The sequence below is a fragment of the Pantoea sp. RIT413 genome (genome assembly GCF_003057675.2).
GTDB classification, from domain to species: domain Bacteria; phylum Pseudomonadota; class Gammaproteobacteria; order Enterobacterales; family Enterobacteriaceae; genus Pantoea; species Pantoea eucrina.
The window spans coordinates 171,507-184,508 of sequence record NZ_QBJB02000003.1 but is presented as its reverse complement, the minus strand read 5'-3'; the positions used below and the strand labels follow the sequence as shown (position 1 = coordinate 184,508).

Sequence of the window (13,002 nt, the reverse complement as noted above, 5' to 3'; positions counted from 1 at the left end):
CTATAGCAAATGCGGGATCGGGCAGCATCCCGCATTGCCGGTCAGTTTTAGCCGTAAATGTTACTGTCCGTCACTATCAGGGACGGGCTGTGGTAATAAAGGCGTTAATCTGCGCTTCGGTACTGAGGCGCTCCTGCAGCGCTGCGGCGTCAGCCCGACGGGCAAAGCTGCCAAGCTGAACACGATAGACATTACCGCTGGTCTCAACCTTACCCGGCACGCCGAAGCGCTTACCGAGCGTGCTGGCCAGCTGCTGCGCGCGACCCGCATCGTTCAGCGCGCCAGCCTGAACAACAAAGCTGCCGCTGGCCGGTGCGCCCGCGCTGGCCGCGGCGGCGGTAGCAGCAGGTGCCGCTACCGCGGGTGCTGGCGCAGGGGCCGGAGACGGCTCGCTGCCCTCCAGCACGCCGGTTGCTAACGGCTGCGGCGCGCCCAGAAAGCCGCTGCTCTGTACCGGCGCACCCAGGCTGTCGTCGCCCTGCAGCGAACGGTTATCAACCTCGCGTACGTCTGATTCTGTCGGCTGTGGCGCACTGCCGCCGTTCATCACATTGCCGCCGCTGAGATCGGGACGGGCAGGCAGCGCATAGCTCTGCTTCGCCACCCTGGTGCCAATTGTACCAGGGCCGGAGAGTGAGCCATCAGGCGCAACGTTGATAAAATCGACCCGCACACGGGTGTTATTAGAAATGTTCAGACGATCGCCGGCGGCGCGTGACAGATCGATAATGCGCCCGGGCATGTAGGGGCCGCGATCGTTAACGCGCACCACAATCTGCCGGCCGTTCGCCATATTGGTAACGCGTACGTAGCTCGGCAGTGGCAGGGTAGGGTGCGCAGCGGTCAGTGCATCAGGATCGTAAGTTTCACCGATAGCGGTACGGTTGCCTTTAGCCTCATCGCCATACCAGGTTGCCAGGCCAACTTCGCTGAAGTCAGATGGATTTTTGACCACGCGCCAGGTTTTGCCATTCACGCTGTAATCCTGGCTGGTAGCCGGATTAATCGGTTCATAGCGCGGCTCAACGCCCGGGATCTCCACTACCGGACCGTTATACGCCGGCTGTGGCGGCGGCGTATTTGTTTGCGGTTCCTGTGTGGTACAGGCACTTAATACCAGTGACGCCAGTGCAACCCCAAGCCAGTCCTTACGCATGTGCAGCCTCTTAAACGCTTTTAGACAACATTTTTCGATGAGTATGGATCGACATGACAATGCCGAACCCCGCCATTAACACGATTAGCGCCGACCCGCCGTAACTGACCAGCGGCAGCGGTACGCCAACCACCGGTAAGATACCACTTACCATGCCGATATTAACGAAAACATAAACAAACAGAATCAGCATTAATCCGCCTGACATCACGCGACCAAACGTGGTTTGCGCCCGTGCGGCGATGATCAGGCCACGCATAATCAGCAGCAGATAGAGCAGCAGCAGCAGCAGCACGCCGACCAGGCCCAGCTCCTCTGCCAGCACGGCAAAGATAAAGTCGGTATGGCGCTCCGGCAGAAACTCCAGCTGTGACTGCGTGCCGTGCAGCCAGCCTTTACCGCGCAGCCCACCTGAACCGATAGCTATTTTGGACTGAATAATGTGATACCCCGCGCCGAGCGGGTCGCTTTCGGGATCGAGCAGCATCATCACGCGATCGCGCTGGTAGTCATGCATCAGGAAAAACCACAGTACCGGAATAAAGGCCGCAACCAGCAGCACCGCAACGCCAATCAGTTTCCAGCTCATACCGGACAGGAAGAGCACAAACAGGCCGGAAGCGGCGATCAGAATAGAGGTGCCGAGGTCGGGCTGTGCGGCCACCAGCAGCGTGGGCATAAAGATCAGCACCAGCGCAATGCCGGTATTTTTCAGCGTGGGCGGACAGACGTCGCGGTTAATAAAGCGCGCGACCATCAGCGGCACGGCAATTTTGGCGATCTCTGACGGCTGAAAGCGGACGAATCCAAGATCCAGCCAGCGCTGTGCGCCTTTACTGATATGACCAAAGGCGTCAACGGCTATCAGCAAAATCACGCAGACAATATAGAGATAGGGCGCCCAGCTCTCATAAACGCGCGGCGGAACCTGCGCCATGACCAACATAATCACCGTGCCCATGGCAATCTGACCCAGCTTACGCTCCATCATGCCCGGATCCTGCCCGCTGGCGCTCCAGATCACAATGGCGCTGTAGGTCAGCAGCGCGAGAATAATTAACATAAACAGCGGGTCGATATGGATACGCGTCCAGATCGTCCTTTTCTGCGGACTATCGTTCATCGACATGATTATTCACCTTCGTAGCCGGGCGGCGTCGGGGCGGCTTCAGGCAGCACCGTATTATTGTCACCCAGCATTATGTGATCGAGGATCTGGCGCATCACGGTTCCCACCGCCGGGCCGGCACCACCGTTCTCCAGAATGATGGTCACGGCCACCCGCGGTTTGTCGTACGGCGCAAACGCGGTCATAAGTTTGTGATCGCGCAGGCGCTCGGCAATTTTATGCGCGTTATAGGTCTCATTCTCTTTCAGACCAAATACCTGGGCGGTACCTGATTTGGCAGCAATCTTATAGGGCGCATCAGCAAAGCTTTTGTGCGCAGTCCCGTTAGGCCGGTTGGCGACGCCATACATGCCATCTTTGGCAATTTCCCAGTACCCGGAGTGAATATCGCCAATCGGCGCATCAGGCGGCTGACGATAAGGCACCATGGCGCTGCCCTCACGCGTAGCGCGCAGCAGATGCGGCACTTTGATCACGCCGTCATTAATCAGGATCATCATCGCTTTGTTCATCTGTACCGGCGTAGCGGTCCAGTAACCCTGTCCGATGCCGACCGGAATGGTGTCACCCTGATACCAGGGTTTTTTAAAACGCTTCATTTTCCAGTCGCGCGTCGGCATGTTACCGGCGCTCTCCTGCGGCAGGTCAATACCGGTGCGATGACCATAGCCAAATTTAGTCATCCACTCGGAGAGGCGATCGATGCCCATATCGTAGGCGACCTGATAGAAGAACGTATCGGCTGACTCTTCCAGCGATTTGGTCACGTTAAGACGGCCGTGGCCCCACTTTTTCCAGTCGCGATAACGCTTTTCAGAACCGGGCAGCTGCCACCAGCCAGGATCAAACAGGCTGGTATTACGGTTAATGACCCCCGCGCTCAGCGCTGATACCGCTACGTAAGGTTTTACCGTTGAGGCGGGCGGATAGGCAGCCTGCAGCGCACGGTTATAGAGCGGCCGGTTTTCATCACTGAGCAGCGCCTTGTAATCTTTACTGGAGATCCCATCGACAAACAGGTTGGGGTCGTAGCTTGGCGTGGAGACCAGCGCCAGGATCTCACCGGTGCGCGGATCGCTGACGACTACCGCCGCCCGGCTGCCGGTCAGCAGCGTTTCAATGTACTGCTGCAGCCGCAGGTCAACGGTCAGCCAGATATCGCGGCCCGCCTGCGGGGATTGCTCATGCAGCTGGCGTATCACGCGTCCGCGGTTATTGACTTCAACCTCTTCATAGCCGGTTTTGCCATGCAGCACATCTTCGTAGTAGTTTTCGATACCGAGCTTGCCAATATCATGCGTGGCGGCATAGTTAGGCCACTTGCCCTCTTCATCAAGGCGTTTTACGTCACGATCGTTGATTTTCGATACGTATCCCACAACGTGGGTCAGCGTCTGACCATAAGGATAATAGCGGCGCTGGTAGCCTTTAACTTCCACGCCGGGAAAGCGGTATTGATTTACGGCAAAACGTGCGACCTGTACTTCATTCAGGCCGGTTTTTACCGGAATAGAGGTAAAGCGACGCGAGCGCTTGCGCTCTTTTTCAAAAGCGTCGATATCGTCGTCAGTCAGATCCAGCACTGGTCGCAGCGCCTGCAGCGTCTGCTTAAGGTCGTCAACTTTTTCCGGCACCAGTTCAGCCTGGTAAATCGTGCGGTTCAGCGCCAGCGGAACGCCGTTGCGATCGTAGATGATGCCGCGACTCGGGGCGACCGGCACCAGCTTGATACGGTTTTCATTCGAGCGGGTGCTGTAATCATCAAAGCGCAGGATCTGCAGATGATAGAGGTTGAAAACCAGCACGCAGGAGAGCAGCAGAATGCCGATGAACGCCACAAGGGCGCGGCGGACAAACAGTTTTTGTTCGGCAGTGTAATCGCGAAAAGCGTTGCTCTGTAGTTTCATCCGCTGCGTTTTTATCTGGAGGTTGTCGGGCGTTTATTCACGATGATAAGGGTGATTCGTGGTGATACTCCAGGCGCGGTATAGGCTCTCAGCAACCAGCACGCGTACCAGCGGATGAGGCAGCGTCAGCGCCGACAGCGACCAGCTCTGTTCAGCAGCGGCTTTACACGCCGGAGCCAGGCCTTCAGGACCACCAATCAGCAGGCTGACATCACGACCATCCAGCTTCCAGCGCTCCAGCTGCTGCGCCAGCTGCGGGGTCTCCCACGGCTGTCCGGGAATGTCGAGCGTGACAATACGGTTGCCTTTGCCTGTTGCCGCCAGCATCGCTTCACCTTCTTTTTCCAGAATGCGTTTGATGTCAGCGTTTTTGCCGCGTTTCCCGGCCGGAACTTCAGTCAGCTCAAACGGCATATCTTTCGGAAAGCGCCGCAGATACTCCATAAAACCGGTCTGAACCCAGTCGGGCATTTTGGTGCCAACGGCTACAAGTTGCAGTTTCACTGCTTAGCTCCAGAGCTTTTCCAGCTCATAAAGCTGACGGCTCTCTTCCTGCATTACATGCACAATGACGTCACCGAGATCGACGACAACCCAGTCTGCCGCTGCTTTACCTTCCACGCCCAGCGGAGTCAGGCCAGCTACGCGGGACTCCTGCATAACGTGATCGGCAATAGCGGAGACGTGGCGGGTTGAGGTGCCGGTGCAGATGATCATGTAATCGGTGATGCTGGATTTGCCCTGGACATCAATCGCAATGATATCCTGGCCTTTCAGATCATCAATCTTATCAATAACGAACTCTTGGAGTGCTTTGCCTTGCAAAAGGTTCCCCTTAAAAACAGGTAATGCGGGCTGGCTGAATGCCCGGAAATGCAGCCAAAAATTAAGCGGCGCAGTATAGCATGCTACAACCGGAGGAGATATATATCCGGGTTATTTACCCGCGCCGGCGGGCGGAGCATCCAGATAGAGGCCAGCGCGATCGATATAGTCGATCACCGCTGGCGGCAGCAGCGTGCTGCAGGATTCTCCCTGATGGCGCCGCTGGCGGATCTCGGTGGCAGAAATCGCATAAAGCGGCGTCTCCGCCAGCCAGATATGGCCTGCCGGTGCCTGATGCAGCGCCGCACTGTCCTGCGTCTGATGCTGCTCCAGCCACCGCTGCATCTCAGGCGAACCCATTTCCGTCGCATAGCCCGGCCGTTTGCAAACCAGCAGATGGGAGAGTGACAGCAGTTCCTGCCAGCGATGCCATTTATGCAGCGACAGCAGCGAATCCTGACCGATGATAAAGCCCAGCGGCTGCCGCAGGCCGCGCTCCTGGCGCAGTGCTTCCAGCGTAGTCACTGTCCAGGAGGGGGTCTGACGCTGCAGTTCGCGCGTGTCGATATCAAACAGCGGCCGGTCGGCAATCGCACACTGCAGCATCGCCACCCGCTGTGCGGCACTCGCTTCCGGCTGTGGCCGGTGGGGGGGAACATTGTTGGGCATCAGCGTGACTTTTTTCAGTCCGACCTGCTGCGCCAGCGCCTCTGCCGGACGCAGATGACCATAATGCACCGGATCAAATGTGCCGCCAAACAGGGCGCAGAGTTCAGACATAATGTAATCCTGACGGAAAGTGACGCTGACAGAGCAGCAGCGAGAGCGTTTCCAGCTGCGGCCAGAGGTTCTGGCCATAATCCTGCTTCATGGTGAGCTCCAGCTCAGCCAGCAGGTGTACCGCCTGATGCAGTCGTTCGGCGTCCAGCCGCTGCAGCGCCCCGGTGAAGAGCGCGCGCCGGTTTTGCCAGATGCGCTGCTGATCCATCAGCGTGCGCAGAGGCTGCTTAGCCTGATTGCGCTGCAGATGCAGCAGCGTCAGCAGATCGCGCTGCAGGGTGCGCAGCAGGATCACCGGTTCGCTCTCCTCTTTCTGCAGCTGATGCAGGATATGCAGCGCCCGCTTGCCTTTCCCCGCCAGCAGCGCATCCACCCAGTGAAATGGCGTAAAATGGGCCGCATCATTGACTGCGGCTTCCACGCGCGGCAGCGTCAGTTTGCCGTCAGGCCAGAGCAGCGACAGCCGCTCCAGCGCCTGAGCCAGCGCCAGCAGATTGCCTTCATAGCAGTAGCACAGCAGCTGAACCGCTGCCTCATCGACGCTGAGCTGCATCGCTTTGGCCCGCGCGGCGACCCAGCGCGGCAGCTGTGCCTGTTCCGGCGTCTGACACGGCACCAGCACCGCCTGCGGACTCAGCGCTTTGTACCAGGCGCTGTTTTCCTGCGCTTTGGTCAGCTTTGTCATACGCAGCACCAGCAGGATATCGCTATGCAGCAGGGCAGAGAGGGTAACCAGCTGCTCAGCCATCGCAGCATTCGGGCCGTTTTCCGGCAGCGTCAGCGTCAGCGTCTGGCGCAGGGTGAACAGGCTCAGCGCCTGACAGCTGGCAAAAAGCGCCTGCCAGTCAGTCTGGGCATCCAGCGTGACCGAAAAGTGCTCTTCAAATCCCTGACTGCCGGCAGCAGCGCGGATAGCATCCGCACTCTCCTGGATCAGCAGGGGTTCATTACCGGCGAGAAAATAGCAGGCGCGCAGCCCCTCACGAAGCTGCGCGCGCAGTTGCTCAGGATAAATCCTGATCATTGCAGACTGGTGGCGGAAGAGGAGGGCACTTCCGGTGAATCAGAACCCGGGGCGATGATCTCCGGCTCCGGCAGCGTCTCTTTATTATTGAGCTGCGCGGCATGGACCGTCAGCAGTTTACGCACCAGCTGCTCTGCTCCACGCTGACGCATCTCCTGCAGGATCATATCCTGTTCCGCATCCTTTGCCAGTGCGGCGTTAGGGTTGTCGAAGAACGAGCGGTAGACCGTGGTGCTGATAGGGTAAATCCCTTTGCCGGGCAGCACGACCTGTGCGGTCAGCGTCATCACCAGCGAATATTCTGCCGTGGTACCGCTGATAAACACTGAAGCCGTGTCACGCGCCTGCCGCACGCCTCCCAGACGCAGCGTCGGGTAGGTTGCGCTGGCCTCTTTGCTGTCCTCAATGATGTTTACATCGTTGATGCGCAGCTGCTGACGCACGGTGCGCGCCAGCGGGCCGTAAGGATCGCCACTCTGTACAATCAGCGTTTTCATCTCCGGTGGCACCTGAGTGGTGCCGCGCGGATGAAATCCACAGCCTGCGGTGACCAGCACCGCAAACAGGACAAACAGCCTGATAACTAGTTGTCGCACAGTTCCTCCTGAACTTAACCCACGACCAGGTTAAGCAGTTTGCCAGGGACATAAATCACTTTTCGCAGGGTGACGCCGTCCAGATATTTTGCCACCAGTGGCTCCTGTGCGGCTCGCGCCTGCACCTGCTCCTGAGTGGCATCTGCTGCCACGGTGACTTTACCGCGTACTTTACCGTTAACCTGAACGACAACCAGCATTGAATCGTCGACCATTGCGGCTTCATCCGCTACCGGCCACGGCGCATTATCAATGCTGCCTTCGCCACCCAGCGCCTGCCACAGGACATAGCTGGCGTGCGGCGTGAACGGATAGAGCAGGCGCGTAACGGCGACCAGCGCTTCCTGCATCAGTGCGCGATCCTGTTCGCTCTCCTGCGGCGCGCGCAGCAGCTTGTTCATCAGCTCCATGATAGCAGCGATAGCGGTGTTAAAGGTCTGGCGACGACCAATGTCATCTGCGACTTTCGCAATGGTTTTATGCAGATCGCGACGCAGCGCTTTCTGTTCATCATTCAGTGCGCTGACATCCAGCGCGACAGTTGCGCCTTTCGCTACGTGATCGTAAGCCAGTTTCCAGACGCGTTTCAGGAAGCGGTTAGCGCCTTCCACACCAGACTCCTGCCACTCCAGGGTCATATCTGCCGGCGATGCAAACATCATAAACAGGCGTACGGTATCGGCGCCGTAACGCTCAACCATCAGCTGTGGATCGATGCCGTTGTTTTTCGACTTCGACATTTTGCTCATGCCGGCGTAGATAACGTCGCGGCCCTGATTGTCCACTGCTTTGGTAATACGTCCTTTATCATCGCGCTCAACGGTAACATCAACCGGAGAGACCCAGTTGCGCTCGCCGTTAACGCCAACATAGTAGAACGCGTCCGCCAGCACCATGCCCTGACACAGCAGGCGTTTTGCTGGCTCATCGGAGTTAACCAGGCCCGCGTCACGCAGCAGCTTGTGATAGAAGCGGAAGTACATCAGGTGCATGATGGCGTGTTCGATACCGCCTACGTACTGGTCTACCGGCAGCCAGTAGTTGGCCGCCGCCGGATCCAGCATGCCTTCGTTGTAGTTAGCGCAGGTATAGCGCGCGTAGTACCAGGAAGATTCCATAAAGGTGTCAAAGGTATCAGTTTCGCGCAGTGCTGGCTGACCATTCACGGTAGTTTTAGCCCACTCCGGGTCCGCTTTGATCGGGCTGGTGATACCATCCATGACCACATCTTCCGGCAGGATAACCGGCAGCTGATCTTCTGGCGCAGGGACGACCGTGCCATCTTCCAGCGTGACCATCGGAATAGGTGCACCCCAGTAGCGCTGACGCGAAACGCCCCAGTCGCGCAGACGGTAGTTAACTTTGCGTACGCCAACGCCTTTTGCCGTCAGCGCGTCGGCGATTGCGTTAAAGCCCGCCTGGTGATCCAGACCGTCAAACTCACCGGAATTAAACAGCGTGCCTTTTTCGGTCATGGCACCGCTGCTCAGATCGGGTTCTGTGCCATCGAGGTTGCGGATAACAGGCTTGATGTTCAGGCCATATTTAGTCGCAAACTCCCAGTCGCGCTGGTCATGACCAGGTACCGCCATCACCGCACCGGTGCCATATTCCATCAGTACAAAGTTCGCGACCCATACCGGAATGGCTTCACCGGTCAGCGGATGGATAGCAGACAGGCCGGTCGCCATGCCTTTTTTCTCCATCGTGGCCATATCCGCTTCTGCGACTTTAGTCGTACTGCACTCGGCAATGAAATCGGCCAGCACCGGATTGCCTGCGGCAGCCTGTCGCGCCAGCGGATGACCCGCCGCCACGGCGACGTAGGTCGCGCCCATAAAGGTATCGGGACGGGTGGTGTAAACCGTGACCTTTTCGTCGCTGTGCGCAACGTCAAAGGTGATTTCAACCCCTTCTGAACGGCCGATCCAGTTGCGCTGCATGGTTTTAACCTGCTCCGGCCACTCATCCAGCTTGTCGAGGTCGTTAAGCAGTTCTTCAGCGTAGTCGGTGATTTTGATAAACCACTGCGGGATCTCTTTGCGCTCAACTTTGGTGTCGCAGCGCCAGCAGCAGCCATCGATTACCTGCTCATTAGCCAGCACGGTCTGATCGTTCGGGCACCAGTTCACCGCCGAGGTCTTTTTGTACACCAGGCCTTTTTCGTAAAGTTTGGTGAAGAACCACTGTTCCCAGCGATAGTACTCTGGCTGACAGGTCGCCAGTTCACGGCTCCAGTCGTAGCCAAAGCCCAGCAGCTTCAGCTGGTTCTTCATGTAGTTGATGTTGTCGTAGGTCCATGGCGCCGGCGCAGTATTATTTTTTACCGCAGCGCCTTCAGCGGGCAGACCAAAAGCGTCCCAGCCAATCGGCTGCAGGACGTTTTTGCCCAGCATGCGCTGATAGCGGGCAATAACATCGCCAATGGTGTAGTTACGCACGTGGCCCATGTGCAGGCGGCCAGAAGGATAGGGCAGCATCGACAGGCAGTAATATTTCTCTTTGCCTTCCTGCTCGGTGACTTTGAAGGTTTCATTTTCGTCCCAGTGCTGCTGGACGCGGGATTCTATCTCTTCCGGGCGGTATTGCTCTTGCATGGCTGCCTGTGATCCTTAGTAAAAATCGTTTTCCCGGACCGTCTGGTGCAGCAGCAGAGCCGCTGACATCGTCGCCTGATGGCTTGACCGCCGCATCGGACAGGCCGGGTTTGTCTACTTATGATCCGCATAGCATACCCATAAGCCCCGCCCTCAACAACATTTCACCGTCCCTCTCCGCCGCTTTTCTGCGGAATGCGTTGCGGCTTCCGCGCTTTTGCAATTTCCGCGATGACCGTCAGAGCTTTTGCGATAAAGCGGCTAAACTTACAGCAGCCCTCACAGCAGAAAGGAGAATAAAATGAATAACGTGGCGCAGGCGTATCGAACCACGGTAGCAACGTTAACCCAGCGACTGGAGCACGGTGAACGCGATATCGACGCGCTGGTCGCGGAAGCGCGTCAGGATCTGCTGACCGACGAGAGTCTCTCATCTTCTGAAGTGGATGAAGTAATGCGGGCGGTGCGACGCGATCTTTACGAATTCTCCCGCAGCTATCCCGAAGCGGAGAGCGCGCTGGAAGATTCGGTCTTTTTACGTGTGATCCGTGAGAGCCTGTGGAAAGAGCTGGCGGATATCACAGATAAGAGTCAGCTGGAGTGGCGTGAGGTGTTTAAAGACCTGCATCATCACGGCGTTTATCAGAGCGGTGAGGTAGTGGGGCTGGGTAATCTGGTGTGCGAAAACTGCGGCTTTACGCGCGCTATCTATACGCCTGAAAGCCTGACGCGCTGCCCGGAGTGCAATCACGATCAGTTTCAGCGCCAGCCGTTTGAACCCTGACAGATTGCGTTAACAGCGCGCCGCTGCGTATGTGCAGGCGGCGCGCATGGTTCAGCGGTTAGTGCAGAATTTTTGCCAGAAACTCTTTCGCGCGCCCGGACTGCGGATTATTAAAGAAGTCATCTTTGCGGGTATCTTCGACAATTTTTCCTTCATCCATAAAGATGACGCGATTAGCCACCTTGCGCGCAAAGCCCATTTCGTGCGTCACCACCATCATCGTCATGCCTTCGTTTGCCAGTTCAACCATGACATCCAGCACTTCATTGATCATCTCCGGATCGAGCGCGGAGGTGGGCTCATCAAACAGCATGGCGATCGGGTCCATGCAGAGCGCACGGGCGATGGCCACACGCTGTTGCTGGCCTCCTGAAAGCTGCCCCGGAAACTTCTCCGCGTGGGCAGAGAGCCCCACGCGCTTCAGCAGGGCTTGTCCTTTATCTCGCGCCGCCGTTTTATCGCGCTTCAGTACTTTTACCTGCGCCAGCACCAGGTTATCGATAATGCTCAGATGAGGAAACAGCTCAAAGTGCTGAAACACCATGCCGACCTGACTGCGCAGTTTGGCCAGATTAGTCTTTTTATTGTTCACTTCAGTGCCGTTGACCTGAATGCTGCCCTGCTGAACCGGCTCCAGTCCGTTGACGGTTTTAATCAGCGTGGATTTGCCCGAGCCCGAGGGCCCGCAGACCACCACCACTTCTCCTTTTTTTACCTCGGTTGAGCAGTCGGTCAGCACCTGAAAGTGCCCATACCACTTAGAAACATTTTTCAGGCTAATCATTTAAACTGTCCTTTTTCTTTTCAGATAGCTAACCAGCAACGACGCGCTCAGGCTGATCGCGAAATAGACCAGACCGGCAAACAGAACCATTTCTACCTGGGTACCATCGCGCTCGCCAATGGTAGAGGCGGTGCGGAAAAAATCAGCCAGGCTCAGTACATAGACCAGTGAGGTATCCTGGAACAGCACAATGCCCTGAGTAAGCAGCAGCGGCACCATGGCGCGAAACGCCTGCGGCAGAATAATCAGCTTCATTGATTGCCACTGCGTCATGCCGAGCGCCAGTGCGGCATTTGATTGTCCGCGAGAGATGCTCTGGATACCGGCGCGAATAATCTCCGAATAATAAGCAGCCTCAAACAGCGCAAAGGCCACCATGGCAGAGATAAGACGAATATCCGTCTGCGGCGACAGGCCCAGCACCTGCTGCAGAAAACTCGGCACAACCAGATAGAACCACAGCAGTACCATCACCAAAGGGACTGAACGGAACAGGTTGACGTAGAGTTTTGCAAACCAGCGTACCGGGGCAAACGTTGAGAGGCGCATAACGGCCAGAATGGTGCCCCAGATAATGCCGAACACCACCGCGACGGCGGTAATTTTAAGCGTAATCACCATGCCATTAAGCAGGTAGGGCAGGCTGGGCGGAATAGAGCTCCAGTCAAAATCGTACATTATTTCCCTCCCAGGTTGCCGGGCAGGCGAATTTTGCGTTCTACCAGACCCATGACCAGCATAATCACCAGATTGATGCCGACATAGGCGAGCGTAATCGCAGTAAAGGACTCATAGGCATGCGCCGAGTAGTCGAGCAGCTTGCCCGCCTGGGCAGCCAGGTCGACCAGGCCAATCGTGGAGGCGATGGCGGAGTTCTTGACCAGGTTCAGCATTTCCGAGGTCATCGGCGGCACAATCACCCGGTAGGCGTTAGGCAGCAGCACATAACGATAGGTTTGTGGCAGCGTCAGCCCCATAGCCAGTCCGGCATTTTTCTGTCCGCGCGGCAGCGACTGAATCGCCGCCCGCACCTGCTCGCAGACGCGCGCTGCGGTAAAAAGTCCGAGACAGATCATGGAGGAGAGGAAGAACTGAATGTTTGGATCAAGCTCCGCCTTAAACCACATGCCGAGCTTCTCACCAACCAGTTCCGGCGCCACCAGATACCAGAAGAAAAACTGCACAATCAGCGGGATATTACGAAACAGCTCTACATAGCAGGTGCCAATCGCAGCCAGCAGGCGATTCGGTACGGTACGCAGAATGCCAAACAGCGATCCCACCAGGAAGGCGATAATCCAGGCGCAGCAGGAGACCGCGACGGTCACCTGAAATCCGGACCACAGCCAGCCAAGGTAGGTCGTATTGCCGAACGGAGCCTGCTGTAAAAAGATGCCCCAGTTCCAGTCGATACCCATAA

The 13,002-nt window shown here is 57.1% G+C and carries 13 protein-coding genes; 1 reads left to right on the top strand and 12 read right to left on the bottom strand.

Annotated features, from left to right (window positions below; all coding sequences use genetic code 11):
* Positions 1–76: 76 nt before the first annotated feature.
* The 9 genes from rlpA to leuS all read right to left on the bottom strand — a co-directional run bounded on the left by rlpA (position 77) and on the right by leuS (position 10,014).
* Positions 77–1,156, bottom strand: a complete 1,080-nt coding sequence (gene rlpA, locus DBY66_RS06370) for an endolytic peptidoglycan transglycosylase RlpA (RefSeq protein ID WP_108569687.1) — start codon at positions 1,154–1,156, stop codon at positions 77–79.
* Between the two features lie 10 nt (positions 1,157–1,166).
* Positions 1,167–2,279: a peptidoglycan glycosyltransferase MrdB gene (gene mrdB, locus DBY66_RS06365; RefSeq protein WP_039385756.1), complete on the bottom strand. Its 1,113-nt coding sequence runs from the start codon at positions 2,277–2,279 to the stop codon at positions 1,167–1,169.
* An 8-nt stretch (positions 2,280–2,287) separates the two neighbouring features.
* A complete protein-coding gene (gene mrdA, locus DBY66_RS06360) occupies positions 2,288–4,192 on the bottom strand; it encodes a peptidoglycan DD-transpeptidase MrdA (RefSeq protein WP_071668977.1) in 1,905 nt (634 codons plus the stop codon).
* A 33-nt stretch (positions 4,193–4,225) separates the two neighbouring features.
* Positions 4,226–4,696, bottom strand: a complete 471-nt coding sequence (gene rlmH, locus DBY66_RS06355; RefSeq protein WP_071668978.1) for a 23S rRNA (pseudouridine(1915)-N(3))-methyltransferase RlmH — start codon at positions 4,694–4,696, stop codon at positions 4,226–4,228.
* A 3-nt stretch (positions 4,697–4,699) separates the two neighbouring features.
* A complete protein-coding gene (rsfS, locus tag DBY66_RS06350) occupies positions 4,700–5,017 on the bottom strand; it encodes a ribosome silencing factor (RefSeq protein WP_071668979.1) in 318 nt (105 codons plus the stop codon).
* Between the two features lie 111 nt (positions 5,018–5,128).
* The gene (nadD, locus tag DBY66_RS06345; RefSeq protein ID WP_108569688.1) at positions 5,129–5,797 is read right to left on the bottom strand and encodes a nicotinate-nucleotide adenylyltransferase; all 669 of its coding nucleotides are present in this window, start codon (positions 5,795–5,797) and stop codon (positions 5,129–5,131) included.
* Positions 5,790–6,821, bottom strand: coding sequence for a DNA polymerase III subunit delta (gene holA, locus DBY66_RS06340; RefSeq protein WP_039383140.1), 1,032 nt, complete (start codon positions 6,819–6,821; stop codon positions 5,790–5,792). Before holA ends, nadD begins: the two co-directional genes overlap by 8 nt.
* Positions 6,818–7,417 carry an LPS assembly lipoprotein LptE gene (gene lptE / locus DBY66_RS06335; protein ID WP_039383142.1) on the bottom strand — a complete coding sequence of 200 codons (600 nt, stop codon included), beginning with the start codon at positions 7,415–7,417 and terminating at the stop codon, positions 6,818–6,820. Before lptE ends, holA begins: the two co-directional genes overlap by 4 nt.
* Before the next feature lie 14 nt (positions 7,418–7,431).
* Positions 7,432–10,014 (bottom strand): leucine--tRNA ligase, encoded by a 2,583-nt coding sequence (leuS, locus tag DBY66_RS06330; protein ID WP_071668981.1) that lies wholly within the window; start codon positions 10,012–10,014, stop codon positions 7,432–7,434.
* A gap of 301 nt (positions 10,015–10,315) precedes the next feature.
* Between leuS and DBY66_RS06325 the strand changes: the two genes are divergently transcribed.
* Entirely contained in the window at positions 10,316–10,798 is a 483-nt protein-coding gene (locus DBY66_RS06325) for a zinc ribbon-containing protein (protein WP_039383147.1), read from the top strand.
* 58 nt (positions 10,799–10,856) lie between these two features.
* On the opposite strand, the gene DBY66_RS06320 is transcribed toward DBY66_RS06325, so the two are convergent.
* Genes DBY66_RS06320 through DBY66_RS06310 form a run of 3 tightly spaced genes read right to left on the bottom strand, consistent with a single transcriptional unit; the run spans position 10,857 to position 13,000 of the window.
* A complete protein-coding gene (locus DBY66_RS06320) occupies positions 10,857–11,582 on the bottom strand; it encodes an amino acid ABC transporter ATP-binding protein (RefSeq protein WP_039383149.1) in 726 nt (241 codons plus the stop codon).
* Positions 11,583–12,260, bottom strand: a complete 678-nt coding sequence (gene gltK / locus DBY66_RS06315) for a glutamate/aspartate ABC transporter permease GltK (RefSeq protein WP_039383151.1) — start codon at positions 12,258–12,260, stop codon at positions 11,583–11,585.
* The gene (locus DBY66_RS06310) at positions 12,260–13,000 is read right to left on the bottom strand and encodes an amino acid ABC transporter permease (protein WP_039383152.1); all 741 of its coding nucleotides are present in this window, start codon (positions 12,998–13,000) and stop codon (positions 12,260–12,262) included. The genes gltK and DBY66_RS06310 overlap by 1 nt, the downstream gene beginning before the upstream one ends.
* Positions 13,001–13,002: the final 2 nt, after the last annotated feature.